This window comes from Asanoa iriomotensis (assembly GCF_016862515.1).
In the GTDB taxonomy this organism is placed as follows: domain Bacteria; phylum Actinomycetota; class Actinomycetes; order Mycobacteriales; family Micromonosporaceae; genus Asanoa; species Asanoa iriomotensis.
The window spans coordinates 247462-272927 of sequence record NZ_BONC01000002.1; the positions used below are offsets into that span (position 1 = coordinate 247462).

The following is a 25466-nucleotide window of genomic DNA, read 5'->3' on the forward strand; positions in this document are numbered from 1 at the left end:
CGGAAATTGCCTGCGTACGGTCCGTATGATCACCACGGTCGATCTTCCCGACGGATTGCACGAGCGGCTCAAGCAGCTTGCCGAAGAAGACCGTCGCTCGTTGAACGCCACCATCGTCGTGGCCGTAGAGGAATACCTCTCGGCGCGGAGCCGTCGCGATCGGATCCGGGGCCTGGCGGGCGAGGTGGTCGAGCGCGACCCCGAGCTGTTGCACCGGCTGGCGGAGTGATCCACTACCACGGTTTGCATGAACCATGCCCTCATCGACGGCAACAAGCGCCTCGCGTGGGTGGCCACGGGGATTCTGCTCGCGATCAACGACGTGCCGATCCAGGACGTCGACGTGGACCAGGCCGAAGCGCTCGTGATGGCGGTCGCCGACGGGTCGATGACCGACGTCCCGGACATCGCGCGCGAGTTCCGCGCGCTCTATCTCTGAGCGGAAGCAAAAGGGGCGCCCCGGTGCGGGCGCCCCTTTCGTTATCTGCGGCCGGACATCGCCGGCTCTCGTTCTGGCGGCAGTGGCACCGATGGTGGCGGGTCGATGTGTGGTGTCACGTCGACGAACTCGTCCTTCGGCGCGTGCAGCTGGCCCAGGGAGACCACCTCGCGGCGGAGGAAGAAGGCCAGGATCCAGTCGATCATGACCCGGACCTTGCGGTTGAAGGACGGGATCCGGCTCAGGTGGTACGCGCGGTGCATCATCCAGGCGAGCGGGCCCGTCAGCTTGATGCCGTAGACCTGCGCCACGCCCTTGTGCAGGCCCAGGCTGGCCACGCTGCCGACGTGCTTGTGCTTGTAGTCCACCGGCTGACGGCCCCGGATCACCGCGCGGATGTTGTCGGCCAGGCGGTTCGCCTGCCGCACCGCGTGCTGTGCGCTCGGCGAGCACATCGCTCCGGGCGGGCCGGTCAGGTCGGGCACCGCGGCGCAGTCGCCGGCGCTCCACGCGCCCTCGACCACCCGGTCGCCGTCGACGACCTGGAGGCTCGCGTTGGTGGTCAGGCGACCGCGCTGGTCCTTCGGCAGGTCGACGAAGTCGAGCATCGGCGACGGCTTGACGCCGGCGGTCCAGACGATCGTGTTGGCCGGGAAGCTGTCGCCGTCGGAGAGCTTGACCACGCCGTCGACGCACGACTCCAGCCGCGTGCCGAGGCGGATGTCGAGCTTGCGCTTGAGCAGGACCTGCACGGTGTACGCGCCCATGTCGCGGTCGACCTCGGGCAGGATCCGGTTGGTGGCCTCGACCAGCACCCAGTGCATCTCGTCGGTGGAGATCTCGGGGTAGTAGCGCCGCACGGCGTCGTGCGCCATGTCCTCCATCTCGGCCAGCGCCTCGATGCCGGCGTAGCCGCCGCCGACGAAGACGAAGGTCAGCGCCCGCCGGCGTACCTCCGGATCGGTGGTCGCGGCCGCGACGTCGAGTTGGTCGAGCACGTGGTTGCGCAGGAAGATGGCCTCACCGATGGTCTTGAAGCCGATGCCGTGCTCGCGCAGGCCCGGGATCGGGAGGGTGCGGGACACCGAACCGGGCGCCACGATGATGTGGTCGTACTCGATCTCGCGCGGCGGCCCGACGATGGGCTGCACGGTGGCGACCTTGCGCTCGTGGGAGACGTCCGTGACGGAACCGGCGACGATCGTGCAGTGTCGCAGCTCCCGGCGCAGCGGCACGACGGAGTGCCGCGGGGAGATGTTGCCCGCCGAGGCTTCCGGCAGGAACGGCTGGTAGGTCATGTGCGGCTGCGGATCGACGACGATCACCTCGGCCTCACGGGAACGCAGCTTCTTCTGCATGCGCAGAGCCGCGTAGAGCCCGACGTGCCCGGCACCGACCACGAGAATCCGTTGACGTCTCACGACATCAACGATCCCCTTCTCGGTGCCGGAATGCGCACTCAGAAGGGCGATTTGTGATGGAGGACAACCATGTGACCTCCATGACTATCAGGCCCTGCGCTTGACCAGCCAGCCCAGCACCCCGGCGACCGTGACGGCCACCACCAATCCGCCCAGGGCGGCCACGGTGAGCGCCTCGTCGTCGCCGATGCCGGCGATCGAGACCAGCAGCACGCCGCAGACCGCCGCGGCGAGCACCACGGCCGCCGCCCGGGCCACCCAGCGGGCCAGCACCTCGGTGGCGACCATCGCGTCGCTGGGCAGCACGGCCGCCAGCGCGGCGAGCGTGTGCGCCAGGTAGAGCGTGGTGGACAGGCCGAGCAGCCGCCAGAGTTGGATGCCCTCGACGGACTCGGCGGTGACCACCACCCAGCCGACCACGATCGCGACGACGAGCAGCGTGGTGGCCGCTCCCCGCGGCACGAGCGCCGGGATCGCCGCGACCACGACAAGAACGGCGACGGCGCGCCCGAAGAACAGCGCCGGCGGGAACGCGAAGCCCATCGCGGCCAGGAAGGCGGCGAAGATCCCCACGCGGACCAGCAGCGGGATCAGGGTCGCCCGGGCGATCTTGGTCTGCAGCCGGCGCAGCGAGCTCATCATCGCGCCGATCATCGGCCCACCGCCTTCGGCGCCGAGGCCAGCCGGGCCACGTCGCGCAGCACCATGTCGAGGCTGCCGGCGCCGGCCCAGGCGACCACGGGCACGCCGTGCTCGCGGAGCTGGCCGATCATGTTGTCGCGTTCGAGCCGCCAGGTGCGGTGCGCGATCTCGGTCCACGGGCCGCGGGTGGGCGGCGCGGAATTGGCGGGCAGCGTGTCCACGGCGACGACGTAGCGCCCGGACCGGGCGAGCCGGGCCAGCATCTCCGCCGAGCGGTTGTCGATCAGCGGGGTGAGCACCACGACCAGCGCGTTGTGCGACAGCACCTGGGAACCGAAGACCGTGTCGTAGGGCTGGAACTCCGCCGGGTAGACCTTCACGTCCAGCAGCCACTCCAGCACCGTGAGGTATTGCCGGCGGCCGGTCGCCGGGCGCAGGCGGCGCGCGACCGGGCCGTACTCCAGCAGCGACACCCGGTCACCGCGGTGCAGGTAGTGCTCGGCGATCGCCGCGGCCGAGCGGACCGTCATGTCGATCACCGAAGCCGAGCCCTTGATCCCGCCCGACCGGCCGGCCTCGTTGAGCACGTCGAGCAGCAGCACGACCTCGGCGTCCCGGTCCGAGAGCGTCGAGGCGACGTGCAGCCGCTCGGTGCGCAGCGAGACCCGCCAGTCGACCCGGCGCAGGCGGTCGCCCGGGCCGAAGATCCGCACGCCGGCCAGCTCGCCGCCCTCACCCGGCCGGCGGGATCGGTGCCCACCGACCAGGCCGGCCGCGCGGGGCATGGCCTCGTCGGCGTCGAACGGGTCGGTCATCGGGTAGACGCGGACGTTGCGCGCGCTGCTCACCACCGGGCGCCCGGCGATCAGCCCGTCGCAGGCGGTCACCCGGGCCGACGCCGGGCCGAGCGGGTGCCGGCCCCAGCGCCGTGCCTCGCCGTCGAGCTCGATCTCCTCCGAGCCGCCGCGGGCGATCGTCACCACGTGCGGCCGGTCGGCCTCTTTCACGGCGAGCCAGGGCGAGACGAGGGTACGCACGACCACGAGGTCGTACCCGACGGTGTCACGGTTGACCACCTGCACGCCGGCGGTGAGCGCGGCGCCCTCGACGTGGTGGTTGTCGTCGGTGCCGAGCCGGACCTTCGGCACGGCAGCCGGGCGGCGGCGCAGCGCGAACGCGGTGCCGATCGCGAACGGCGCCGCGAGCACCACGAGGTCGACCCGGCCGAGCAGCACGCCGGCGATCAGCAGCAGCCCGGTGAGCAGCACCGCCCGCCCGAGCGCGCGGGTCGGCACCCACTGCGGCTCGGTCTGCTCCTCGGGCGCGACCGCCGGCTGCTCAGCCCCAAGCGGCCGGTCGTCCACGAGGGTCATGCTCGTGGCTCGCTGCGCGAGCCCCGGCCTGACCGCACGGGACTGAGCTGGCTGCGCTCGCTACGCTCGCTCATTGCGAAGCGTGCCGGGAGGGCGCCGGCACCTCGGCCAGGCGGACGCCCCCGTTCGTGTCGGTCATGGCGTTGTAGCTGGGCAGCGCGCCGCTGGCCGGGGCGGGAGTCTGTGCCAGCACCTCGGAGACGACGAACGACGGGTCGACCCGGCGCAGCCACATCTCGGGCCGCAGCGTGATCCGGTGCGACAGGGCCGGCACAGCAACGTCCTTGACGTCCTCGGGCACCACGTAGTCGCGGCCGGCGAGCACGGCCTTCGCCCGGGCCAGCAGCAGCAGCGCCAGCGAGCCACGCGGGGAGGCGCCGACCAGCACCGACGCGTGCTCGCGGGTCGCCGCGGTCAGGTCGACGATGTAGCGGCCGATCGAGTCCTCGACCGCGACGTCCTCGATCGCGGCCTGCATGCCGCGCAGCGTGCCGGCGTCGACCACCGGCTGCAGCTCGGCCTCCTCCTGCCGGCGGGACATCCGCCGCTGCAGCACCTCCCACTCCTCGTCGCGGTCCGGGTAGCCGAACGAGACCCGGAGCAGGAACCGGTCGAGCTGCGCCTCGGGCAGGGGGTAGGTGCCCTCGTACTCGATCGGGTTGGCCGTCGCGAGCACGTGGAACGGCGGGTCCAGCCGGTAGGTCACGCCCTCGACCGAGACCTGCTTCTCCTGCATGGCCTCGAGCAGCGCGGCCTGGGTCTTCGGCGGCGTCCGGTTGATCTCGTCGGCGAGCAGCAGGTTGGTGAACACCGGGCCGGCCCGGAAGCTGAAGTCGGCGCGCCGCTGGTCGTAGAGGAACGAACCGGTGACGTCGGCGGGCAGCAGGTCGGGGGTGAACTGCAGCCGGCGGAAGTCGAGGCCGAGGGCCTGCGCGAAGGACCGGGCGGTGAGCGTCTTGCCGAGACCCGGCAGGTCCTCTAGCAGCACGTGCCCGCCGGCCAGGATGCCCGCCAGCACCAGCTCCAGCGAGTCACGCTTGCCGACCACCACGCTGCCGACCGAGTCGAGCACCGCCCGCGCCATCCGGCCGACCTCGTAGACGGGGACGGGGACCAGGTCCTTCATAGCCTCTCCAATGACTGCATGTAGGCCTCGGCGTCGCGGGGCGCCAGGTTGCGGGTGGGCGGGGTGGCCAGGTAGGCCCAGAGCGGGTCGCCGAGCAGGGCGCGGGCGCGGTCGGGGTCGCCGGCCCGGGTCACGCCGTGCCGCTGCCGCAGCCGCTCGTCGGCGATCTCGGCCAGCGTGCGCTGCACCGCGCGGGCTGAGCCGTTGTCGTTGCCGGCCCGCTGCAGCAGCCGCTCCCAGCGGCCGACCACCGTGCGCAGCGCGTCGCGGTCGGTGAAGTCGTAGGAGCCGTCCTCGACGGGTGCGGGCGCGCGCCGGCGGTTGCGGGTCAGGGTGGCCGGGCGCAGGAGGCTGGTCACCCGGCGCAGGCCGATCAGCGCGGCGATCACGCCGACCACGGCCGGGATCGGCACCGAGTAGCCGAACATCCGCGCACCGGACACCACGACCGCCGCGAGCGCGACGCCGGACAGCACCGCCTTGACCCACCAGCGCGCGCCGGTGCTGCCGCGGTCGGCGCGTTCGGCCGGCTCGTCGTCCTCCTCGAACGTGAAGAGGTCGTCGATCAGCGTCTCGTCGTCGACCCGGTCGTCGAGGTCGTCGTCATATTCCGCGCTCGTCGCTCGGGTCATGCCGACACCTCGGCGGTCGTCAGCTCGGTGCGGATGCGCTGCAGGGCGGAGCGGGCCTGGGTGCGCATCCGCTCGTCGACCGTGTGGGTGGCGTAGCGGGCCTCGCGGTAGACGTCGGCCAGCGCGGCCAGCACGTCGGCGCTGATCTGGTGCGCGTGCAGGAGGCGGTAGACCAGGTCGGTGGGGCTGTCGCCGACCTGGCGGGGCGTGCCGGCCGCGGCGGCCGCCTGTTCGAGCCGCAGCCAGCAGGCGATCACGGCGCGGCGGGGGTCGCCGTCAGTGTCGGACAGGTCGGTCAGGCCGGCGTCGACCGCGGCGACCACCTGGTCGGCGTTGGGCGCGGGGGCCGATTCCTCGGCGTAGCGGACCGGGCGGCGGCGCAGCCGGCGCAGGCCGTCGCGGACGAGGATCCAGACCACCAGCACGACCACGACGAGCACGACCGCGGCGCAGAGCACGGCCGCGGCCGGCGCCAGCCAGCCGGGCAGCTCGCGGGGCTCGGCGGCGGCGACCTCGTCGGGTGTCGGCGGGAACGTCGGCGCGATCGGGGTGCTGAAGTCTTCCTGCGCGCCGACCGCCGGGGTCGGCGCGGGGCGCGCGTCGACCTCACCGATCTGCAACGACGAATGGCCGGCGGACAACGCGGCGAGCCCGAGCAGACCGACCACGAGCGCGAGCGGCCACCAGCGGCGCAAGGATGCGAGATCCACGCTCAAGCCCCCCTGGCCAGCTCCTTCGCCCGAGCGAAGACCTCGTCGAGCATCGTGGGCGTCAGCCGGCCGGTGAAGGTGTTCTGCTGGCTGACGTGATAGCACCCGAGCAGGTGAGGAATTCCACCGTCCGGGCTCGTCCAGTGTGCCCCATGGCCGAACGCCGGGCGCGGCATGGGCGGCGTGCCGCCGTACACCCTGCTCATCGCGGGCCACCACGCGGCCCAAGCGAACGCACCCAGCGCGACCACGACGCGCACTGTCGGTTTTATCAGCTCCAGCTCGCGCCAGAGCCAGGGCGCGCAGGTGTCGCGCTCGATCGGTGTGGGCTTGTTGTCCGGCGGCGCGCACCGGACCGACGCGACGATGCGCAGATCGTGCAGCGCGAGCCCGTCGTCGGCGGAGACGCTGGTCGGCTGGTTGGCCAGGCCCGCCCGGTGCAGCGCCGCGAACAGCACGTCACCGGAGCGGTCGCCGGTGAAGATCCGGCCGGTGCGGTTGCCGCCGTGCGCAGCGGGCGCGAGGCCGAGGATGGCGATCCGGGGATCGGCGACGCCGAAGCCGGGCACCGGCCGTCCCCAGTAGACCTGGTCGCGGAAGGCCGCCCGCTTGGTCGCGGCCACCTCTTCGCGCCACGCGACCAGGCGCGGGCAAGCGAAGCAGTCGACGACGCCCGCGTCCAGCGCGCCCAAGTCGGCTGAACTGGACGCGCGCGCGACGACTTCAGCGGGGGAGTGCACCACCACCGCTTGTTCTTACACCACCGTGGGCGCCAGCCGGCGGACCGTCTCGATCGTGCGGGCCCACGAGGTCACCGCGTCGACCCGGTCGTAGCTCTCGGGCCGGTCGTCGTTGAAGAAGGAGTGCCGGCTGCCGGGGTAGTCGTAGAGCTTGGCGGTGCCCCCGGCCGCGCGGATCGCGTCGGCGGCCGCCGCGACCTCCGTCGCGGCCGAGGTGCCGTCTTCCTCGCTGCAGTGGATGACCGCGTGCTTGCCGGCGTAGCCGGACCAGTCGGGCGAGAGCCGCGACCACGGGATCGACGGGTAGAAGCCCACCCCGGCGGTGACGCGGTCGGACAGCGTCGGCGCCCAGAGCGCGAGGCTGCCGCCGGTGCTGAAGCCGACGGCGCCGATCTCGCCGGCCACGTCGGGGTGCGCGGCGAGGAAGTCGGCCGCGCCCACGATGTCAGCGGCCGCCCGGTCGATCGGCATGCCGGCCACCAGCCGGGCGGCGGCCTCGCGGTCGCCGGTCGACTCGCCCCGGTAGAGGTCGGGCGCCAGGGCGACGAACCCGGCGTCGGCGAAACGGTCGGCGATGGCGGTGATGTGCGGCGTGAGGCCCCACCACTCGTGCAACACGATCACACCGGGTGCTCCGGCACCACCCGGCAATGCGAGGTAGGCCCCGGTGGAATCTCCGTTGCTCGGGTAGCTGATCTTCGGGCCCATGGGCCTCTCCTGTCGGGGTCAGACGTCGTCGGCTGCCTCTTGGTCCGCGGGTAGCGGTGCCAAAACCTTGCCATGCCGGACAGGCGAACGAAAGACGACAACGACGTGGCATACACCTCGCTTTTCGCGCTCGGTGCACGCCACGTCGCTCTCGATGACGGTCGATACGCTGATCAGTTGGTCGGAGTCGGCTCCGGTGTGCCGGTCGGCTCCGGGGAGGCTGGTGTGTCGGTCGGCTCCGTCGGCGTTGGAGAGACGACGATCGGCTCGCCGCGGTCGGGCGGGGCGACCACGCCCGGTTGCGGCGCGACCAGGTACGGCGGCCGCTGCGGGCAGTACGGATACGTCTCGCCGATGGCCTCGACCTTCGCCTTGTAGTCGTCGAAGCTCAGGCAGCGGTACGGGTCGCCGATCTGGATCGGGTTGCCGTCCTGGTCGAACAGGCGCACGTTGGTCAGCGGGTTGCCGTACTGGTCGTAGACGTAGACGTCCCGCACGTACTCGTACTGGTTGACCGAGACGGTCTGGGTCTGGTCGAACCAGACGGTGCCGTGGTCGTCCGCCTTGTCGAACCCGACCAGCCCGAACACGAAGAGGAACAGGCCGCCGAGGGCGATGCCGGCCCGCCACACCGGACGCAGCCCGGCCTCGCGCCGACCGAGCCAGATCGACGCCAGCACGCAGACCGCGAGGACCAGCACGGCGGCCAGCGTGCTGCCGCCTAGCCGGGGCAGCAGGCCGAACCCGCTGCCGGTGGTCAGCACGGTGATCGCCATCGCGACCAGGTAGCCGCGGAGCACCCACCAGGCCGGGAGCAACATGCGCAGGAACTCGCTGGCCCGTCCGTAGCCCAGGACCGGGCCGGCCTTGCGGTCGGCGACGCCGAGGGCGCCGCGGAGCCGGCGCACACCGGCGGCCACCCGGTCGTCGATCCCGCGCGCGGTCGTCCTCGCGACGCCGAGCCCGGCGGCGGCGCGCATTTCGGCCGCGTACGCCTCGGGCGGCCCGAGCCGCTCGACCAGCGTGCCCTCGCCCTCGGCCGCGACCTCCGTCAGGTGCTCGGGAAGGTCCTCGAGCAGCTCGTCCCGGGTCGCCGGATCGAGATCGGCCAGCGCCCGCCGGACCCCGTCGAGATACTCGTCCTGCTCAGTCGCGACATTCACGCCGCCACCCCCCGTTCGTCGAGCAGGGCGTCCATCGTGGACGCGAAGTTGCGCCAGGTCTTGCCCGCGCGGTTGAGTTGGTCGCGGCCGGCGGCGTTGAGGCCGTAGTACTTGCGGTGCGGCCCTTCCTCGCTCGGCACGACGTAGGTGTTCAGGAGCCCGGCCTGGAAGAGCCGCCGCAGAGTGCCGTAGACGGAGGCGTCCCCGACCTCGTCCAGCCCGGCCGTCCGGAGCCGGCGCAGGATGTCGTAGCCATAGCCGTCCTCGTCCTTGAGCACGGCCAGCACCGCGAGGTCGAGCACCCCCTTGAGCAGTTGGGTGGTGTCCACGGTGGAGGAAGCTACTCCGCAATGCGAGATAGTGTCAAGAACGCAATAGCGCCGATGGGTGAAGCCGACATATCGGGGTACGTTCGGGCGAAAGGGGGTAACCATGGAGATCAAGCCGCGGTACCGCACGATCGACGGCCTCGAGGTCCGCTACGCGGAGACGGCCCCGCGCGACGCCGACGCGCTGCTGCTGAGCCCCTGGCCGGAGAGCGTCTACGCGTTCGACCAGATGTGGTCGCAGCTCGCCGAGGACACCCACCTGGTCGCGATCGACCTGCCCGGCTTCGGCAAGTCGCAGCGCCGCGACGCGATCATGTCACCGCACGCGATGGGCGACTTCGTGGTCCACGTCGCCGACGAGTTCGGGCTCGACCAGCCGCACGTCGTCGGCCCCGACGTCGGCACCGGCACCGCGCTGTTCGCGGCGGCCAACCATCCCGGGCGCCTGCGCAGCCTGGTGGTCGGCAGCGGCGCCACCAGCGTGCCGATCACGCTGCAGGGACCGCTGCGGGACTGGGTGTTGAAACCGAGCGTCGACGAGTACCGCGCGGTGGACGGTCGCGAGATCGTCGGCCAGGCCCTCGACACCATCGAGGGGTACGACCTGCCCAGCGAGATCCGGGAGGACTACCTCTCGTCGTACGCCGGTGACAAGTTCGTCGAGTCGATGAGCTACGCGCGGGCGTACCCGGAGGATCTGCCCGTGCTCCGCGACCTGCTCGGCGGGCTGGAGACGCCGGTCGAGATCATCGCGGGCCGGGACGACCGCGCGGTGCCGCCGGTCAACGGGGAGTTCCTGCACGACCGCCTGCCGCACAGCAGGCTCGACTTGGTCGACGCCGGGCACTTCACCTGGGAAGAGGCGCCCACGACGTACGCGGACCTGGTCACCACCTGGTGGAACGGCGGCTATCGCAAGGTCTAGAGGAGGGCCCGGACCGCGGCCACGTCGCCCGCGGCGGCCGCCAGCACCTCGGGAGCCGGGTCGGCGGCGACCAGGTCGGCGGCGACGACCCGGAGTTGGTCGGGCAGGGAGGCGTCGTTGTCGAGGCGGGGCACCTCGCGGCGGACCCGGCCCTCCACGTCGGCGGCCAGGTCGGCGAGCCGCTGGACCAGCCGGTAAACCGCGTCGCCGCGGGTCTCGTCGCCAACCGCGGCCGGAGCCGACCAGCGCGGTGGCTGCCAGTGGGAGACCTGCCGGGTCAGCAGGTCGACGACCCGCCCGAGATCATCCTGATCCGTCACGGGGTTGAGGCTAGCGGCGGATGTAGCTGAGCAGGCGGAGGATCTGCCAGTAGAGGAAGATCAGGCCGACCAGCATGCCGAACGCGCAGTACCAGGCGTATCGGCGTGGCAGGCCGTAGCGGACGCCCTGCTCGACGGCGGCGAAGTCGAGGATGAAGGTCATCGCGCCGACGCCGATGCAGATGATCGCGAACACGTACGGCACCCAGCTGACGTGGCCCGTCTGCGTGTAGACCTCGAGGCCCTGCCGGCCGCTGATCCAGAACACGATCAGGTTGGCGAAGCCGAGCACGACCACGCCTATCAGCGCACCGATCACGAAGCGGGTGAACCGGGGCGTGGCCCGGATGATCCGGGCCCGGTAGAGCAGCCCCATGCCGAGGAACACCCCGAGCGTCCCGATCACCGCCTGGATCACGATGCCGGGGTAGAGCTCCTCGAAGCCCCGGCTGGCCACCCCGAGCAGCACGCCTTGGAGGATCGCGTACAGGCTGATCACGAAGGGGTTGGTGATGCGCCGGAAGCTGATCACCAGAACGAGCACGAGCCCGCCGATCGAGCCGCCGATGAGGCCGAACCGCAGGGCCGCACCGCCGTGGATGGTGAACCAGGCCACCGCGGCGACCGCCGTCGTCAGCGCGACCAGCGCGACGGTGCGCACGACCACGTCGTCGACGGTCATCGCGCGCTCGAAGGGAGCCTGGCCGAGCACCTGGCGCTGCGTGCGAGCGGTGTCGTCGAGGTGGCTGAGGACCGGGTTCGAACTCTCCATGGCGCACCCCCGGCTTTGACGATAGCCGCCGAAAATGGAAGCGCCCCCGCGTCTCGCGACGTCGGGGGCGCTTTCCGTTGTCCAGGGTCAGTCGTCGCCCTGCAGGAAGCTCAGCAGGCGCAGCACCTCGAGGTAGAGCCAGATCAGGCTGACCAGGATGCCGAACGCGGCGACCCACGCGTAGCGCGCGGGCAGGCCCATCCGGACGCCCTCCTCGACCTCGTGGAAGCTCAGCACGAAGCTGAGCGACGCGATCACGATGCAGACCAGGCTGAAGCCGATGCCGAGCGCGCCGTTGTCGCGCAGCCCGGTGTTGAAGCCGAACAGCGACAGCACGAGGTTGATCATGATGACCGCGAACACCCCGGCCAGGGCCGCGATCATGAACTTCTGGAACCGCGGCGTCGCGCGGATGACCTTGGCCTTGTAGAGCATCGCCATCAGGAAGAAGACGCCGAACGTGGCGACCACGGCCTGCAGGACGATGCCTGAGTAGCCGGCGATGTTCTCGTAGAACTTGCTGACCAGACCGACGAACACACCCTCGATCACCGCGTACGCGATGATCAGCGCCGGGTTGGCCATCCGCATGAACGAGATGACCAGGCCGAGGACCAGCCCGACGATGGCCGAGGTGATCCAGACCGGGCCGAGCAGCGAATCGGGAACCACGTTCCACGCGACCGCGGCCGAGACGCCGACGAGCGCGAGGAGAGCAACAGTCTTGACAACGACGTCATCGATCGACATCGGTCGTACCGCGGGCGGTGCGGCCGGGTAGGCCCCCGTGCCCGCGGGGTACGGCTGTGCGTACCCCGGCTGGCCGTACTGGCCGGTGGCGGAACGCTCCGCCTCGCGGCCCAGCCCCGCCAGCACCGGGTTGGACGTCTTCACAGTCACGCCTCCTGAGGACGAATTAGGTGCTCAAAGGGTACTGGTTGGGCGCGAGTAAGTGGAGAATCACGTTCGGACTGCTCCGGGCCGCGCGTAGCTTGGTGCAAATGGCAGACACCGACGCCGATCTGGCGCGCGCCGCCCAGGCCGGCGACGTCAGTTCCCTCGGCTCGTTGCTCACCCGGCACCGGCCCGCCCAGCTCGCGGTCGCGCTCAGCATCCTCGGTCCCGGACCCGACGCCGAGGACGCCGTGCAGGAGGCCGCCCTCGTCGCCCTGCGCCGCATCGGCGACCTGCGCGACCCGGCCGCCGTCGGCCCGTGGCTGCGGATGGTGGTCCGCAACGCCTGCCGCATGCGGCTGCGCGGCCCGGCCGAGACGTCGCTCGACGACGGCCTCGCGCTGACCCTGCCGTCGACCGAGCCGGACCCGGCGGAGCTGCTCGACCGCCAGGCCTCGCGCGACTGGGTCTGGCACGCGCTGGCCGAGCTGACGCCGCAACAGCGACTCGTGATCATGCTCCGGCACTTCACCGGGGTCACCGCCTACCAGGACATCGCCGCTGTCTGCGGCGTGCCGGTCGGCACCGTGCGCAGCCGGCTGAGCGAAGCGCGCCGCAAGCTCGGCGAGTCCCTGCTGGCCACCGCGGACACGGCGCACGACGACGCGGCCGCGCTCACCGACACCCGGCGGCGCGAAGCGGAGGAGACGTTCGCCGCGGCGCACCGCGGCGAGTTCCGATCGGCCCTGACCGCCTTCTTCGCGCCGACGGTCGAGTCGCTCTGGCCCAACCGCGGCCAGGTCAGCGGCCACGACTTCCTGATCCGCGGCATGGACCGCGACCTGTCCGCCGGTGTCGGGCACGCGGTGACCAACGTGGTGGCCAGCCGCGACCTCAACATCTGGGAGTTCGACCTGATCAGCCCGCCCGACGACCCCGAGCACTGCCCGCCTGGTGCGGTCTGGGTGCAGCAGGTCACGGACGGCCGCGTGCAGCGGTGCCAGCTCTTCCACACCCCTCGACCGGAACAGGCGCTCGCGCTGGCGGCGTGATCGGCGCCACCCGCACCTACCCGAACTTTCACCGGCCGGCCCGCATCTTGCTGGCGTGACGATGGAATTCATCGCCTCGATCGAGGGGGTCGAGGCGGAATCGATGCTCGCGTACGAGTCGCGGGCGCCAGCAACCCTGGACTGCACGGCCGCACGGATCGGCGGAGGCATCGCGCTGTCGATGCGGCACGATCCGGTGGCCTACTGGAGCAAGGCGCTGGGCTTCGGCTACACCGAGCCGATCACCGGCGCGGTGGTCGACCGGGTCGTGGACTTCTACCGGGCGGCGGGCACGCCGACCGCGGTGATCCAGGTCGCGCCGTCGGTGCTGCCGCCGGACTGGGACGAGATCAGCGCCAGGCACGGCCTGCGGCCGATGTCGCCGTGGCTGAAGCTGGCCGCGCCGCTGGCCTGCGTCCGGCCCTCGGGCGGCACCCGGCTCTGGGTGACCGAGGTCGGGCCGGACGACGCCGAGGAATGGGCCGCGGTGCTGCTCCGCGGCTTCGGCATGCCGACCGACGGACTGGCCCGGATGGTGGCGGCCGCGGCCGGAAACCCGGCCGTCCGCACGTTCGGGGCCTGGGACGGCGCCGACCTGGTCGGCGCGGCGGGCCTGTTCGTGCACGGCGAGCTCGCCCTGTTCAACGGGGCGGCGACGCTGCCCGCCCACCGCAACCAGGGCGTCCAGACGGCGCTGATCACGGCCCGGCTCGACGCCGCACAGGCCGCCGGCTGCCGGTGGCTGGTCGCCGAGACCGGCAAGCCCGCACCCGGCACGACGAGCCCGTCGCTGGACAACCTGCTCCGCGCCGGGTTGCGGATCCGCTACGCCAGGCAGAACTGGCGCTGGCGCAACGAATCAACGGGGGAGAACGAACATGTCTGACCGCACTGACGCCGCGACGCTGCCGGAGGCGCTCCGGCCGGCGATCGAGAAGTACCGCGACGAGGCCGACGAAACCCGGCGGATCCCGGCGCAGCTGCTCGACCAGCTACGCGCCGCCGGGGCGTTCCGGCTCAACGCACCGCGCGAGAGCGGCGGCTTCGAGCTGCCGCTGGCGTCCGTGCTGGAGCTCTACGAGCGGCTCGGCCGGATCGACGGCCCGGTGGCCTGGGTGATCTGGAACCTCAACTGGGGCTTCAGCGCGGCCTTCCTGCCCGAGTCCGGCTTCGCCCGGATCGGACCCGACGCGCTCATCGCCAACTCCGGCCAGCCGGGCCGGCTCGTGCACGACGGTGCCGACTACCGGCTCTCCGGGGCCTGGAGGATCGTGAGCGGCGTCGAGTCGGCCGACTGGGTCGCGCTGGCCGCGATCGTGTTCGACGGCGACCGGCCGAAGCTGACCGACGCCGGCCCGGATGTCCGGATCGTCTGGGTGCCGCGGTCCGCGGTGACGGTCCGGGACACCTGGGACGTCGTCGGAATGCGGGGCACCAACAGCGACACGGTGGTGGCCGAGGACCTGGCGGTGCCCGCCGACCTGGTGGTGCCGTTCGCGGTGCCGCCAAGGATCGACCGCCCGGCCTACCGCGTACCCCTGGTGCACCTGGTCTTCCCGGGCTGTGCGGCGGTGGTGCTCGGCGTGGCGCGGGCGGCGGTCGACGAGGTGACGGCGCTGGCCGGGCGCAAGGTCGGCATGGACGGCGTGCCGCTCGCCGAGCAGCCGCGCCTGCAGGCCGCGCTGGGCCGGGCCACGGCGGAGGTCGGGGCCGCCAGGGCACTGCTCTTCGAGTGCGCCCGAGGGCTCGACCGGGCGGCCGAGGCCGGCGCGCCGGCCACGGACGCGCAGCGCGGTGAGCTGCGCGGGGCGATCAGCTACGCGGCCGAGACCGCCCGGTCGGTGCTGACGGCCATGTACGAGGCCGGCAGCTCGGACCCGCTCTACGCGTCGAGCCGGCTCGGCCGGATCTTCCGGGACGGGATGGCGGCCGCGCAGCACGCGAACATGTCGGCGGCGCACTACGAACTGGCCGGCCGCACCCGGCTCGGGCTGCCACCGAACGCGTTGATCGTCTGATCCCGCCTGCGCGGGTGCCCGGAGCGGGACTCGAACCCGCACGCCTTTCGGCAGCCGCTTTTAAGGCAGCCGTGTCTGCCGTTCCACCACCCGGGCGCCGCTTGTGACGGTGACTGCCTGTCACGGTAACCGGTTGCCCCCGGCTACGGTGGAGGCGGCACCTGTCCCGCCACTTCGCATACTAGGGTCTAGCGCGTGACCAGCACTGCCCGCGCCGCGCAGCAGGCCGACCCGGACGACCCGCCCCCGGCGCCGCGACGGGTCGTCCGGCGGTCGGTCGACCGGCTCCGGCCCCACCTGCCCGACCTGGCCATCTGCCTCGGCTTCCTGCTGCTGGCAGCCTTCGTCATGCATGGGCTCTGGCCCTCGCCCAACAGCAAGGTCCTCGGCCTCAACCCCGAGGACCAGACGCTCTACGAGTGGATCCTGGCGGTCGACTCGCGGGTGCTGCACGGCGACTTCTCGCTGCTCACCGACCGGCTCAACGCGCCGGACGGCGTCAACCTGATGGCCAACACCACGGTCATCGCGTTGGGCGCGCTGTTCTCGCCGGTGACGCTGCTGTTCGGGGCACCCGTCACGTTCGCGGTGCTGGCGACGCTGACCCTCGGGCTCACCGCGGTCGCGTTCTACCTGTTGTTCCGCCGGGTGCTGCGCACGCACCGGCTCGCGGCGGCGATCGGCGGTGGCTTCTGCGGTTTCGCGCCCGGCATGGTCTCCCAGAACAACAGCCACCTGCACATGACCGCGCTCTGGCTGGTGCCGGTGCTGGTCTGGGCCGTGGTGTCGATCGTCCGGGCCGCGGACCCGACCGACCCGGTCAACGAGGGTCGCGACGGCCGGCGCGGCTGGCGCCGCATCGTGGTGTTCAGCGTGGTCCTGGCGCTCACGGTCGCGGTCCAGGTGTTCATCGGCGAGGAGGTCCTGTTCCTCACCGCGCTCACCTTGGTGATCATGACGTTGGTGTACGCGGCCGCCCGTCCCGACCTCACCCGCCGTGTCGTGGGTGGTGCCGCGGCCGGCCTGGGCATCGCGGTCGTGCTCTCGGTGCTCGTGCTGGCCTATCCGTTGTGGTTCCAGTTCAAGGGGCCGCAGAGCGTGCCCAACGGCGTGTTCAGCCCGCACTTCTTCTCGGCCGACCTGGCCAGCTTCAAGACGGTCTCGCCGCTGTCGCTGTTCGGCCGTGAGGAGAACGCCCGGCTGAGCACCGGCCCGGCCGAATACAACACGTTCCTCGGCTGGCCGCTGATCCTGGTGGCGATCGGCTGCGCGGTCTGGCTGATCCGCAAGCCGCTGGTGCTCGCCTGCACGATCGCGGCGGTCGTGATGGCGGCGCTGTCGCTCGGGCCCGATCTGGTCGTCAACGGCACGCGCACCGAGGTCTGGGGCCCCTACCGCCTGCTGCTCGGCCTGCCGGTGGTCGACGGCGCCCTGCCGATGCGGTTCGCGCTCGCGCTGATGCCGCTGATCGCCACGGTCCTGGTGGTCGCCGTCGACGCCGCGCTCAAGCTCGACTGGCAGCCGGGCCGGCTGCTGGTGCCGGCGCTGGTCGCGATCGCCCTGCTGCCGCTGTTCCCGAAGCCGCTGCCGGTCGTCGACCGCGCTCCGGTCCCGGAGTTCATCAGCGGCGGCCACTGGCGCGAGTGCGTCTCGCCGGGCGGCGTGCTGGTCCCGGTGCCGCCGGCGACACCCAAGGAACCCTGGCCGATGCGCTGGTCGGCCGCGGCGGACGCGGGCTTCGCGATCCCCGAGGGCTTCTTCATCGCGCCTTACGGCGCCGAGGGCACGGCGTCCATGGGCACCTACTCGCAGCCCACCTCGCAGCTGATCAAGCAAGCGGCGACGGAGGGTGTGGTGCCGGGCATCGGCGACTTCCAGCGGGCGCAGGCCCGGCAGGACTTCGCGTTCTGGCACGCGGAGTGCGTGGTGCTGGCCGACGGCACGGTCAACGAGGCGACGCTGCGGACGACGCTGGAGCAACTGCTCGGCCCGGGCAGGCGGATCGCCGACGCGACCACGTGGAAAGTCGGCTGACCTGCGCGTCGTCTCGCTGCTCCCGGCCGCTACGGACATCGGGTACGCGCTCGGCCTCGACCTGGTCGGGGTGACCTTCGAGTGCACGGTGCCGGCGGGTGCCAACCCGGCGGTCATCGTCGGCGGCCGGGACACCCGCGGCCTGAGCCCGGCGGAGATCGACGCGTATGTCCGGTCGGCGGCCGCGTCGGGCACGGACCTCTACACGCTGCACGCCGACGCCCTCGCGGACCTGGCGCCCGACCTGATCCTGACTCAGGACCTGTGCCGGGTGTGCGCGCTGCCGTCGGGTCGGGTGTCGGACGCGCTGGACCATCTCGGCTGTCGTGCGGACGTGCTGACCCTCGACCCGCACACCCTGCCGCAGGTGCTGGACTCGATCACCGAGGTGGGTTCCCGGGCCGGCGCTTCCGGGGCGGCCGCCGCGCTGGTGGTCGCGCTGCGCGCCCGGCTGGCCGCGGTCTCGGCCGCGGTCGCCGGTCGGCCGCGTCCGCGGGTCGCGGTGATCGAGTGGACCGACCCACCCTTCGGCGCGGGCCACTGGATCCCGGACCTGGTCACGGCGGCCGGCGGGGTCGCGGTCACGGCCCACCCGGGCGCCCGCTCACGGCCGACGACGTGGGCGACCTTCGAGTCGGCGGCGCCGGACGTGGTCGTGGTGTCACCGTGCGGCTATGACTTGTCAGGGGCGATCGACCAGGCGCGCACGGTCCTACCGCGCTTCCCGAACACCCCGGTCTGGGCTATCGACGCAGACGCGCTGATCGTCCGCCCGGGCCCGCGCGTGATCGACGGCGTCGAGGCACTGGCGGCGATCCTCCATCCCGATGCGGTCCGCCACCCGCAGAAGGGCCGCATCGCCCGCGTCGCCTGAGCGGCCCGAGCGCCCGCGTGGGACGCCGATCGGGAAATCAAGCCTTCGGATCCGATCGCCAACTTGCTAAAACATTGCTGCTCCGGCAGCAAGGGATGATCAAGATCGGCAGCCCGGCGGCGAGAATCGTCGCGCGAACCCAAGCACGAACGCTGCCGCGGTCGGTCGCGGCTGCGCCGGCGGCCCGTCGTGGGTGTGGTGTCGACCTGAGCGCGGGCCGCCGCGGGCCTGGCAGCGGAGCGTTGTCTGGCGGGAGCAACGGTCCGGGCCCGCGCGGGCCCGAGCCATCCAGATCTTGATCTTCTAGGACAGCCGCTCGAGGATCATCGCCATCCCCTGGCCGCCGCCGACGCACATCGTCTCGAGGCCGATGGTCTTGTCGTTCCACTCCAGCGAGTTGATCAGCGTGCCGGTGATGCGGGCGCCCGTCATGCCGAACGGGTGGCCGACCGCGATCGCGCCGCCCATCACGTTGAGCTTGTCGATCGGGATGCTGAGGTCCTGGTAGGACGGGATCACCTGGGCCGCGAACGCCTCGTTGATCTCGACCAGGTCGACGTCGTCGATGGTCATGCCGGCCCGCTTCAGCGCCTGCAGCGACGCGCCGACGGGGCCCAGGCCCATGATCTCCGGGGACAGCGCGGTCACGCCGGTCGACACGATCCGGGCCAGCGGGGTGATGCCCAGGTCGCGGGCCCGGCCCGCGCTCATCACGATGACCGCCGCGGCGCCGTCGTTGAGGGGGCAGCAGTTGCCGGCGGTGATCCGGCCGTCGGGGCGGAAGACCGGCTTCAGGCCGGCCACGCCCTCGATCGTCACCCCGGCGCGCGGGCCGTCGTCCTGCGCGACCACCGTGCCGCTCGGTGTCGTCACCGGCGTGATCTCGCGGGCCCAGAAGCCGTCGGCGATGGCCTTCTCGGCGAGGTTCTGGCTGCGCACGCCGAACTCGTCCATCTCTTCGCGGCTGATGCCCTTGACCTGTGCGAGGTTTTCGGCGGTCTGGCCCATCGCGAGGTAGACGTCCGGCAGCAGGCCGTCGGCGCGCGGGTCGTGCCAGACCTCGGCGCCGCCGGCCGCGCGGGCCTTCGACCGGGACCGGGCCGGCGCGAAGCGCGGGTTGTCCCAGGGGCCGCCGACCTGCTCCTGCACCTCGGGCGGCAGCGAGTCGGACGAGCCGCGGGCGAACCGGGACACGCACTCGACACCGGCGGAGATGAACACGTCGCCCTCGCCCGCGCGGATCGCGTGGAAGGCCATCCGGGTGGTCTGCAGCGACGACGAGCAGTAGCGGGTGATCGTGGCGCCCGGCAGGCCGTCGAGGTCGAGCATCGTGGCGACCACGCGGGCCATGTTGAAGCCCTGCTCGCCGCCGGGCAGGCCGCAGCCGAGGTAGAGGTCGTCGATCGTGGTCGGGTCCAGCTGGGGGACCTTGTCGAGCGCCGCCCGCACGATCGTGGTCGTCAGGTCGTCGGCGCGCAACTCGCGCAGCGAACCCTTGACGGCCCGGCCGATGGGCGAACGAGCGGTGGCGACGATGACGGCGTCGCGGTCCGACTGGATGGCCATAACAAACGTTAACCCGCCGGAAACCAGCCGGGAGGATGCGATTGGTCTCAATCTCCGGCGCGTCAGGACGCCGGTGACCGCCCCAGGCCGGCCAGCGCCGATGTGGCCGGGAGCAGGGCGTGTGCCCAGACCCGGTAGCCGTCGGCCGACGGGTGGAAGCCGTCGTAGCAGAGCGTGCCCGCGTCGGCGCGGAACACCGCGCCCGTCTCGGCGGCCAGGTCGACCACCGCGCCGCCGGCCGCCCGGACCGCCCGGCCCTGCGCGGCCGCCGTCTGCCGGCCCCACCAGCCGGCGATCTCCCGCAGCGGCTGGTCGATGGCCCGCGCCGCACCGAGGTCGGGGCAGGTGCCGACGACCACCTCGACGCCCGCGTCGCGCAGCCGGCGCACCGCGGCCGCCAGGTAGGCGGCCGACTCGCCCGGCCGCCGCAGCGCCGTCGCGTCGTTGGCGCCGATCAGGATCACGGCCAGGTCGGGCCGCTCGCCGAGCAGCGCCCGCGCCACCTGGGTGGCCAGGTCGGTCGAGCGCGAGCCGGAGACGCCGACCGAGGAGAGCTGCACGCGCAGGCCCGCCGTGTCGGCGAGCAGGCGGGCGAGCTGGCCGCCGACGGTGTCGCCGACGTCGTCGACGCCGACTCCGAGCGACGTGGAGTCGCCGAGCAGCACCAGGCGCACCTCGGGCGCACCCTCGCGCCCGACGGCCGTGCGCAGGGCGAGGCCGAGCTGCGGTTGGGCGTAGCGGCGGTTGCGGGCGGCGACGAACTCGCCGGTCAGCAGCGCCGCGCCGGCGAGCGTGCCGGCGAACAGCGTCAAAGCGGCCGTGCGGCCGATCCGGCCGGCCAGACCGCGTGACGTCATGCCAACTCCTCCACCGTGGACGGCTGCGCCTCCTCGCGCTCCGTCTCCTCGCTCGCCGCCTCCAAGGGTAACGTCGGCGCGGCTCCGCGGAGGTTCCCGAACAGGCGACGGGCGCCGCCCGGACCGGGACCGAACCACGCGGCCGGGCGCCGGCGCAGCTGCGCCCAACGACCCGCCGGGCCCCGGTCGCGGCCCGCGACCTGGGTGCCGCTGACCTCGGTGCCGGGCTGGCGGGCGGCTTCCTGCGCGGCCTGCGCCAGCGACCGCACGCCCTCGCCGGCGCGCAGCGCGACGCCCTCCTCGGGCGCGCCGAACGCGGCCAGCACGGTCGGCAGCATCGCGGCGGCGGCCAGCGCGTAGCCGTCGGCGGACGGGTGGAACCGGTCGAGGCTGAACATCCGGGCGGGCTCGGCGGCGAACCGGGGACCGAGCAGGTCGCCGAGGGAGACGGTCCAGGCGCCGGCCTCGACGCTGGCCACGGTCTGCGCGGCCGCGAGCTGGCGGCTCCAGCGGCCGGCCAGCCAGCGCAGCGGCGGCTGGATCGGCTGGATCGTGCCGAGGTCGGGGCAGGTGCCGACGACCACGCGGGCGCCCGCGGCGCGGAACTTGCGGACCGCGTTGACCAGGTGCCGCACGGCGATGTGGGTGCTGGTGCGGTGGGTGACGTCGTTGCCGCCGATGATGATCACGGCGAGGTCGGGCTGCGGCGTGCGCTCGAGGGCGGCCTCGACCTGGTGCGGCAGCCCCGCGGAGAGCGCGCCGACCACCGCGTGCCGGTGCAGCCGGACCGGCCGCTGCAGCCGGCGGGAGACGCCGGTGGCCAGCAGCGCGCCGGGCGTCTCGCGCGGCTTGTGCACGCCGTAACCGGCGGCCGACGAGTCGCCGACCACGACCATCTCGATGGGCTCACCGGGGAACCGGGTGCCGTAGACACCGTCACCGCGCGGTGGCGGCTCCTGCGCCTGCGGGATGCGGCGGCGGGCCTGCTCGGCCTGCCCGACGATGAGCGCGGCGCCGGCCACCGCTCCGAACGCCGTGACCCCCGCACCGACGGCCGTGAACCGCGCGACCGTCCGGGCGGCGGTGCGCCAGGCCACTGCCTCGGCTGCCCCCATTGGCGTGCCCCCCATGTGTGATGTATCGGCTACGAGGCTAACGCTGATGCGCTCGAAAAGGTGCTTCCCCGCTCCACGAGGCCCGCGAGGTGACAAACCTCGCGGCGATTGGGGGTGGCGCGTTCTGGGCATCATGGTGGGGAAGGAGGTCGAAAGCCGATGGCGAAGACGTTGAAGCGCACCGCGGCATTCGTCGCGCTGGGCAAGGCCCTGACGGCCGGTGCCCGTGGCGGCCCGGGTGTCGGCACGCGGCTCGCCGCCGTGCCCCGGATGATCAGAGCGACGAGCCGCGGCGAGTACGACGGCGGCATGCGCCTGGCGTTGATGACCGCCGCGACGATCTACGTCGTCTCCCCGCTCGACTTCGTGCCCGAGGCGTTCCTGGCCCTGTTCGGGCTGGTCGACGACGTCGTCGCGGTGACCTGGCTGGCCGGCGCCGTGCTGGCCGAGACCGAGCGGTTCCTGGCCTGGGAGGCCCGCGGCAAGGCCGTCATACCCGGCACCGTGCTTCCCTGACCTGCGCACGTAGGCTGGGATCGACCCGCCGACCGGCGGGGCGGACCCAGAAGGGCACAACGCCGTGCGCTACTACGACAACGTCGTCGACCTCATCGGCAACACGCCGCTCGTCCGGCTGCGCAACGTCACGGCCGGCATCGACGCGACGGTGCTTGCCAAGGTCGAATACTTCAACCCCGGTGGCTCGGTCAAGGACCGCATCGCGCTGCGGATGGTCGAGGCGGCCGAGAAGGCCGGCCTCTTGCAGGCCGGCGGCACCATCGTCGAGCCGACCAGCGGCAACACCGGGGTCGGGCTCGCGCTGGTCGCCCAGCTCAAGGGCTACCGCTGCGTCTTCGTCTGCCCTGACAAGGTCAGCGAGGACAAGCGCAACGTGCTGCGCGCCTACGGCGCCGAGGTGGTGGTCTGCCCGACCGCCGTCGCGCCCGAGGACCCGCGCTCGTACTACAACGTCTCCGACCGGCTCACCCGCGAGATCCCGGGCGCCTGGAAGCCCAACCAGTACGCCAACCAGGAGAACCCGCGCTCGCACTACGAGACGACGGGCCCGGAGATCTGGGAGCAGACCGGCGGCCGGATCACCCACTTCGTGGCGGGTGTCGGCACCGGCGGCACGATCTCCGGCGTCGGCCGCTACCTCAAGGAGGCCTCGGGCGGCGCGGTGAAGGTGATCGGCGCCGACCCGGAGGGCTCGGTCTACTCGGGCGGCACCGGCCGGCCGTACCTGGTCGAGGGCGTCGGCGAGGACTTCTGGCCCGACACCTACGACAAGTCGATCTGCGACGAGATCGTCGAGGTCTCCGACAAGACCTCGTTCGACATCACCCGGCGGATGGCCCGCGAAGAGGGCCTGCTGGTCGGCGGCTCGTGCGGGATGGCGGTCGCGGCGGCGCTCGAGATCGGCCACCGGGCCGGCCCGGACGACGTGATCGTCGTGCTGCTGCCCGACGGCGGCCGTGGCTACCTCTCCAAGATCTTCAACGACGACTGGATGGCCCGGTACGGGTTCCTGACCACCGGCGGCGCCGAGCCGACCGTGGCCGACGTGCTCGCCGGCAAGGACGGTCAGATGCCGGAGCTCGTGCACGTGCACCCGACCGACCCGGTCCGCGAGGCGATCGACCGCATGCGCGAGTTCGGCGTGTCGCAGGTGCCCGTCCTCAAGGCCGAGCCGCCGGTGGTGACCGGCGAGGTGGCCGGCTCGATCGTCGAGAAGGAGCTGCTGGACGCGCTGTTCACCGGCCAGGCGCACCTGCACGACATGGTCGAGAAGCACATGCACTCCCCGCTGCCGATGATCGGCGGGGGCCAGCCGGTGAGCGAGGCGGTCGCGCTGCTGGAGCGGTCGGACGCGGCGCTGGTGCTGATCGACGGCAAGCCGAAGGGCGTGATCACCCGGCAGGACCTGCTCGCGCACCTCGGCGCACGGTGAGCTTTTCTCCAATTTAAGCATTTCGCGCAAAACGCGAACTCTGTCCTATTCGAGGTGAATACTACCTCTTAGAGGTTTATTCGCTTCGGGGGGCGGTTTTCGCATGGCCAGGAAAGCCAGATGGGTGGCCGCGGCGGCGATGGGAGCCGTCGCGGCCGGCGCTTCGCTGTGGATGTTGACGCCGGCGGCCGCGACCGGGCCGGTGAACCCGGTCGAGGGCGGGCTCGGCTTCCTGGTGCTCGTCGAGGACGAGGCGTCGCTCACCGGCGCCGAGAGCGAAGGGCCCCTCGCGGTCGGCGGCGACCTGACCTTCGGCGCCGGCTACCGGATCGCCGCCGAGCGCAACGTCCGCGTCGGCGCCGGCGACAGCCCGCTGGTGATCGGCGGCCGGGCCCTGATCGGCGCCCCGCCGGTGGTCGACGCGGAGGTGCTCAAGGCCGACGGCGCCAGCGTGCTGATCCGTGCCGCGGACCCGCCGGGCCCGGTGCCGGGCGACCGCAAGGCCAGCCTGGCCGCGCAGGACGCGCTCGACTTCGAGGGCGTGTTCGACACGTTCCGGGAGCGGTCGGCACAGTTCGCCACCTGCACGGCGAACGTGCCGCTGCGCGACTCCGGCGGCGACGTGCTGGCCCGGCCACTGCGCACGCCCGCCACGCGGGCGTACATCTCGCTGACGCCCAACCGGACCAACGTCCTGCGGCTGACCGGCGACGAGTTCAACAACCTGTCCGACCTGACCTTCAACACGCAGCCCAGCGCGGCGACCCCGCTGCTGGTCAACGTGGACACCGGCGAGAGCTTCGAGTGGCGGACCGCGAACTTCGCCGGGGTCAGCGACAACCAGGCGCCGTTCATCCTGATGAACTTCCCGCACGCCACGGCGATCACGCAGGTCGGCACCGACACCGCCGAGGGCACCATCTACGCGCCGTACGCCGCGTTCACCGACGTCAACACCGCCAACAACGAAGGCAACGTGGTGGTCAAGAGCTACACGCACGGCACGGCGGCGACCAACGGCGGCGAGACGCACGACCTGCCCTTCAACACCACGCTGCAGTGCGGGTCGGCGTCGGACGGACTCCGTTCCGCGGGTACGACGTCCGCCGTCCCGCCGACCAAGGCGGCCACCCGGCCGGCCGCCTCCCCGTCACACCGGCCCCGGCCGCGGCCCACCGCGTCGAGGCACACCGACGACCCGGCTCCGCTCTACAGCAAGCTGCCCTGGTCGTGGCCGACCGAGCCGGCGTTCATGCCCGAGCCGTCGGACAAGGCGTCCCCGGTCGCGGCGCCCGCGCCCCCGACCGGCGAGCCGTCGGCCCGGCCGGGCACCGGCGACAGCCCGGCCCCGGACAGCGGCGGTCCGGCCGACGGCGCGGCGCCGACTGGTGATCCCGTCCCGACCGACGAGCCGGCTGATAACGCGGCGTCCGGCGATCCGGCCGTGACCGCCTTCGACGACCCGGTGCTGGGTGACGGATCCGCGGCCGGCGGTGACCTGGGCGGTGAGCTCGCGGACCCGAGCCCGTCGGCAACCGCCACGGGCAGCGCGGCGGCCACCCCGTCCGGTAGCGCCGATCCCGCGGTGATCGCCAACTACGGCTCGCTGCCCGGCCAGGGTGGGTCGGAGGGCGGTCAGGACCTCACTCGCCCGTCGAACGTCCGGCTGGTCATCGCCGGTCTGTCCATCCTGGTGGTGAGCGCCGCGCTGCTGCTGCTCGGCCGGCGCCGCAAGCGCCGCCGCCACCCCGCACACGCACTCTGACCCGGCACCACCCCGGCCGAGCCGGCTCCCTTCGGCAGAG

27 protein-coding genes and 1 tRNA gene are annotated in these 25466 nt (G+C 72.5%); 11 read left to right on the forward strand and 17 right to left on the reverse strand.

All coding sequences use genetic code 11. The features are described from left to right. Positions 1–25: 25 nt before the first annotated feature. Entirely contained in the window at positions 26–229 is a 204-nt protein-coding gene (locus tag Air01nite_RS02905) for a ribbon-helix-helix domain-containing protein (RefSeq protein ID WP_203700189.1), read from the forward strand. 18 nt (positions 230–247) lie between these two features. Further along, entirely contained in the window at positions 248–439 is a 192-nt protein-coding gene (locus Air01nite_RS02910; RefSeq protein WP_239090442.1) for a hypothetical protein, read from the forward strand. 41 nt (positions 440–480) lie between these two features. Here the strand turns inward: Air01nite_RS02910 and Air01nite_RS02915 are convergent, their stop codons facing one another. The 10 genes from Air01nite_RS02915 to Air01nite_RS02960 form a co-directional block, all read right to left on the reverse strand. Then, on the reverse strand, positions 481–1860 hold the full coding sequence (locus tag Air01nite_RS02915) for an NAD(P)/FAD-dependent oxidoreductase (protein ID WP_203700190.1): 1380 nt from the start codon (positions 1858–1860) through the stop codon (positions 481–483). Positions 1861–1947: 87 nt separating this feature from the next. Continuing rightward, positions 1948–2514: a hypothetical protein gene (locus tag Air01nite_RS02920; RefSeq protein ID WP_203700191.1), complete on the reverse strand. Its 567-nt coding sequence runs from the start codon at positions 2512–2514 to the stop codon at positions 1948–1950. Further along, entirely contained in the window at positions 2511–3875 is a 1365-nt protein-coding gene (locus Air01nite_RS02925; protein WP_203700192.1) for a DUF58 domain-containing protein, read from the reverse strand. The genes Air01nite_RS02920 and Air01nite_RS02925 overlap by 4 nt, the downstream gene beginning before the upstream one ends. Positions 3876–3945: 70 nt before the next feature. After that, a complete protein-coding gene (locus tag Air01nite_RS02930) occupies positions 3946–5001 on the reverse strand; it encodes an AAA family ATPase (RefSeq protein ID WP_239090443.1) in 1056 nt (351 codons plus the stop codon). After that, on the reverse strand, positions 4998–5633 hold the full coding sequence (locus Air01nite_RS02935) for a hypothetical protein (RefSeq protein ID WP_203700193.1): 636 nt from the start codon (positions 5631–5633) through the stop codon (positions 4998–5000). Before Air01nite_RS02935 ends, Air01nite_RS02930 begins: the two co-directional genes overlap by 4 nt. After that, on the reverse strand, positions 5630–6343 hold the full coding sequence (locus tag Air01nite_RS02940; protein ID WP_203700194.1) for a DUF4129 domain-containing protein: 714 nt from the start codon (positions 6341–6343) through the stop codon (positions 5630–5632). The genes Air01nite_RS02935 and Air01nite_RS02940 overlap by 4 nt, the downstream gene beginning before the upstream one ends. A 2-nt stretch (positions 6344–6345) precedes the next feature. Beyond that, complete coding sequence (locus tag Air01nite_RS02945) at positions 6346–7086, reverse strand: uracil-DNA glycosylase (protein ID WP_373310298.1); 741 nt, start codon at positions 7084–7086, stop codon at positions 6346–6348. A gap of 12 nt (positions 7087–7098) precedes the next feature. Beyond that, positions 7099–7791 carry a dienelactone hydrolase family protein gene (locus Air01nite_RS02950; RefSeq protein WP_203700196.1) on the reverse strand — a complete coding sequence of 231 codons (693 nt, stop codon included), beginning with the start codon at positions 7789–7791 and terminating at the stop codon, positions 7099–7101. A gap of 173 nt (positions 7792–7964) precedes the next feature. Beyond that, positions 7965–8954, reverse strand: a complete 990-nt coding sequence (locus Air01nite_RS02955; RefSeq protein WP_203700197.1) for an HAAS signaling domain-containing protein — start codon at positions 8952–8954, stop codon at positions 7965–7967. Beyond that, positions 8951–9283 carry a PadR family transcriptional regulator gene (locus tag Air01nite_RS02960; RefSeq protein ID WP_203700198.1) on the reverse strand — a complete coding sequence of 111 codons (333 nt, stop codon included), beginning with the start codon at positions 9281–9283 and terminating at the stop codon, positions 8951–8953. Before Air01nite_RS02960 ends, Air01nite_RS02955 begins: the two co-directional genes overlap by 4 nt. Positions 9284–9386: 103 nt before the next feature. Between Air01nite_RS02960 and Air01nite_RS02965 the strand changes: the two genes are divergently transcribed. Beyond that, entirely contained in the window at positions 9387–10208 is an 822-nt protein-coding gene (locus tag Air01nite_RS02965; protein ID WP_203700199.1) for an alpha/beta fold hydrolase, read from the forward strand. Here the strand turns inward: Air01nite_RS02965 and Air01nite_RS02970 are convergent. The 3 genes from Air01nite_RS02970 to Air01nite_RS02980 all read right to left on the reverse strand — a co-directional run bounded on the left by Air01nite_RS02970 (position 10205) and on the right by Air01nite_RS02980 (position 12194). Further along, entirely contained in the window at positions 10205–10528 is a 324-nt protein-coding gene (locus Air01nite_RS02970; RefSeq protein ID WP_203700200.1) for a hypothetical protein, read from the reverse strand. The genes Air01nite_RS02965 and Air01nite_RS02970 overlap by 4 nt on opposite strands. Positions 10529–10538: 10 nt before the next feature. Next, on the reverse strand, positions 10539–11300 hold the full coding sequence (locus Air01nite_RS02975) for a Bax inhibitor-1/YccA family protein (protein WP_203700201.1): 762 nt from the start codon (positions 11298–11300) through the stop codon (positions 10539–10541). Between the two features lie 87 nt (positions 11301–11387). Further along, positions 11388–12194, reverse strand: coding sequence for a Bax inhibitor-1/YccA family protein (locus Air01nite_RS02980; RefSeq protein WP_203700247.1), 807 nt, complete (start codon positions 12192–12194; stop codon positions 11388–11390). 107 nt (positions 12195–12301) lie between these two features. Between Air01nite_RS02980 and Air01nite_RS02985 the strand changes: the two genes are divergently transcribed. From Air01nite_RS02985 to Air01nite_RS02995, 3 genes are all read left to right on the forward strand, one after another. Next, on the forward strand, positions 12302–13246 hold the full coding sequence (locus tag Air01nite_RS02985; RefSeq protein ID WP_203700202.1) for an RNA polymerase sigma factor: 945 nt from the start codon (positions 12302–12304) through the stop codon (positions 13244–13246). A gap of 61 nt (positions 13247–13307) precedes the next feature. Beyond that, complete coding sequence (locus Air01nite_RS02990) at positions 13308–14132, forward strand: GNAT family N-acetyltransferase (protein WP_344386544.1); 825 nt, start codon at positions 13308–13310, stop codon at positions 14130–14132. Next, a complete protein-coding gene (locus Air01nite_RS02995) occupies positions 14125–15264 on the forward strand; it encodes an acyl-CoA dehydrogenase family protein (protein ID WP_203700204.1) in 1140 nt (379 codons plus the stop codon). The genes Air01nite_RS02990 and Air01nite_RS02995 overlap by 8 nt, the downstream gene beginning before the upstream one ends. 15 nt (positions 15265–15279) lie before the next feature. On the opposite strand, the gene Air01nite_RS03000 is transcribed toward Air01nite_RS02995, so the two are convergent. Beyond that, a tRNA-Leu gene (locus tag Air01nite_RS03000) sits at positions 15280–15360 on the reverse strand. Positions 15361–15459: 99 nt separating this feature from the next. On the opposite strand from Air01nite_RS03000, the gene Air01nite_RS03005 reads away from it, so the two are divergent. Both Air01nite_RS03005 and Air01nite_RS03010 read left to right on the forward strand, forming a co-directional pair. Continuing rightward, positions 15460–17298 (forward strand): glycosyltransferase family protein, encoded by a 1839-nt coding sequence (locus Air01nite_RS03005; RefSeq protein WP_239090444.1) that lies wholly within the window; start codon positions 15460–15462, stop codon positions 17296–17298. 70 nt (positions 17299–17368) lie between these two features. After that, a complete protein-coding gene (locus Air01nite_RS03010) occupies positions 17369–18172 on the forward strand; it encodes an ABC transporter substrate-binding protein (RefSeq protein ID WP_275408175.1) in 804 nt (267 codons plus the stop codon). 303 nt (positions 18173–18475) lie between these two features. Here the strand turns inward: Air01nite_RS03010 and Air01nite_RS03015 are convergent, their stop codons facing one another. From Air01nite_RS03015 to Air01nite_RS03025, 3 genes are all read right to left on the reverse strand, one after another. After that, positions 18476–19738 carry an acetyl-CoA C-acetyltransferase gene (locus Air01nite_RS03015; RefSeq protein WP_203700205.1) on the reverse strand — a complete coding sequence of 421 codons (1263 nt, stop codon included), beginning with the start codon at positions 19736–19738 and terminating at the stop codon, positions 18476–18478. A 62-nt stretch (positions 19739–19800) separates the two neighbouring features. Further along, entirely contained in the window at positions 19801–20595 is a 795-nt protein-coding gene (locus Air01nite_RS03020) for an SGNH/GDSL hydrolase family protein (RefSeq protein ID WP_203700206.1), read from the reverse strand. Further along, positions 20592–21710, reverse strand: a complete 1119-nt coding sequence (locus Air01nite_RS03025; RefSeq protein ID WP_203700207.1) for an SGNH/GDSL hydrolase family protein — start codon at positions 21708–21710, stop codon at positions 20592–20594. The genes Air01nite_RS03020 and Air01nite_RS03025 overlap by 4 nt, the downstream gene beginning before the upstream one ends. A 159-nt stretch (positions 21711–21869) precedes the next feature. On the opposite strand from Air01nite_RS03025, the gene Air01nite_RS03030 reads away from it, so the two are divergent. The 3 genes from Air01nite_RS03030 (at position 21870) to Air01nite_RS03040 (ending at position 25426) form a co-directional block, all read left to right on the forward strand. After that, complete coding sequence (locus tag Air01nite_RS03030; RefSeq protein ID WP_203700208.1) at positions 21870–22226, forward strand: YkvA family protein; 357 nt, start codon at positions 21870–21872, stop codon at positions 22224–22226. 64 nt (positions 22227–22290) lie between these two features. Continuing rightward, positions 22291–23661 (forward strand): cystathionine beta-synthase, encoded by a 1371-nt coding sequence (locus tag Air01nite_RS03035; protein ID WP_203700209.1) that lies wholly within the window; start codon positions 22291–22293, stop codon positions 23659–23661. A gap of 103 nt (positions 23662–23764) precedes the next feature. After that, entirely contained in the window at positions 23765–25426 is a 1662-nt protein-coding gene (locus tag Air01nite_RS03040) for a choice-of-anchor A family protein (protein ID WP_203700210.1), read from the forward strand. Positions 25427–25466 lie beyond the last annotated feature (40 nt).

What these genes read in the sequence shown, in the direction of transcription:
- Air01nite_RS03020 (WP_203700206.1), bottom strand. Translation starts at nt 20,595, where the DNA reads ATGACGTCACGCGGTCTGGCCGGCCGGATCGGCCGCACGGCCGCTTTG.
- Air01nite_RS02910 (WP_239090442.1), top strand. Translation starts at nt 248, where the DNA reads ATGAACCATGCCCTCATCGACGGCAACAAGCGCCTCGCGTGGGTGGCC.
- Air01nite_RS02930 (WP_239090443.1), bottom strand. Translation starts at nt 5,001, where the DNA reads ATGAAGGACCTGGTCCCCGTCCCCGTCTACGAGGTCGGCCGGATGGCG.
- Air01nite_RS02990 (WP_344386544.1), top strand. Translation starts at nt 13,308, where the DNA reads ATGGAATTCATCGCCTCGATCGAGGGGGTCGAGGCGGAATCGATGCTC.
- Air01nite_RS02995 (WP_203700204.1), top strand. Translation starts at nt 14,125, where the DNA reads ATGTCTGACCGCACTGACGCCGCGACGCTGCCGGAGGCGCTCCGGCCG.
- Air01nite_RS02920 (WP_203700191.1), bottom strand. Translation starts at nt 2,514, where the DNA reads ATGATCGGCGCGATGATGAGCTCGCTGCGCCGGCTGCAGACCAAGATC.
- Air01nite_RS02985 (WP_203700202.1), top strand. Translation starts at nt 12,302, where the DNA reads ATGGCAGACACCGACGCCGATCTGGCGCGCGCCGCCCAGGCCGGCGAC.
- Air01nite_RS02965 (WP_203700199.1), top strand. Translation starts at nt 9,387, where the DNA reads ATGGAGATCAAGCCGCGGTACCGCACGATCGACGGCCTCGAGGTCCGC.
- Air01nite_RS03040 (WP_203700210.1), top strand. Translation starts at nt 23,765, where the DNA reads ATGGCCAGGAAAGCCAGATGGGTGGCCGCGGCGGCGATGGGAGCCGTC.
- Air01nite_RS02950 (WP_203700196.1), bottom strand. Translation starts at nt 7,791, where the DNA reads ATGGGCCCGAAGATCAGCTACCCGAGCAACGGAGATTCCACCGGGGCC.
- Air01nite_RS03030 (WP_203700208.1), top strand. Translation starts at nt 21,870, where the DNA reads ATGGCGAAGACGTTGAAGCGCACCGCGGCATTCGTCGCGCTGGGCAAG.
- Air01nite_RS02925 (WP_203700192.1), bottom strand. Translation starts at nt 3,875, where the DNA reads ATGACCCTCGTGGACGACCGGCCGCTTGGGGCTGAGCAGCCGGCGGTC.
- Air01nite_RS02975 (WP_203700201.1), bottom strand. Translation starts at nt 11,300, where the DNA reads ATGGAGAGTTCGAACCCGGTCCTCAGCCACCTCGACGACACCGCTCGC.
- Air01nite_RS03015 (WP_203700205.1), bottom strand. Translation starts at nt 19,738, where the DNA reads ATGGCCATCCAGTCGGACCGCGACGCCGTCATCGTCGCCACCGCTCGT.
- Air01nite_RS02905 (WP_203700189.1), top strand. Translation starts at nt 26, where the DNA reads ATGATCACCACGGTCGATCTTCCCGACGGATTGCACGAGCGGCTCAAG.
- Air01nite_RS02935 (WP_203700193.1), bottom strand. Translation starts at nt 5,633, where the DNA reads ATGACCCGAGCGACGAGCGCGGAATATGACGACGACCTCGACGACCGG.
- Air01nite_RS03025 (WP_203700207.1), bottom strand. Translation starts at nt 21,710, where the DNA reads ATGGGGGCAGCCGAGGCAGTGGCCTGGCGCACCGCCGCCCGGACGGTC.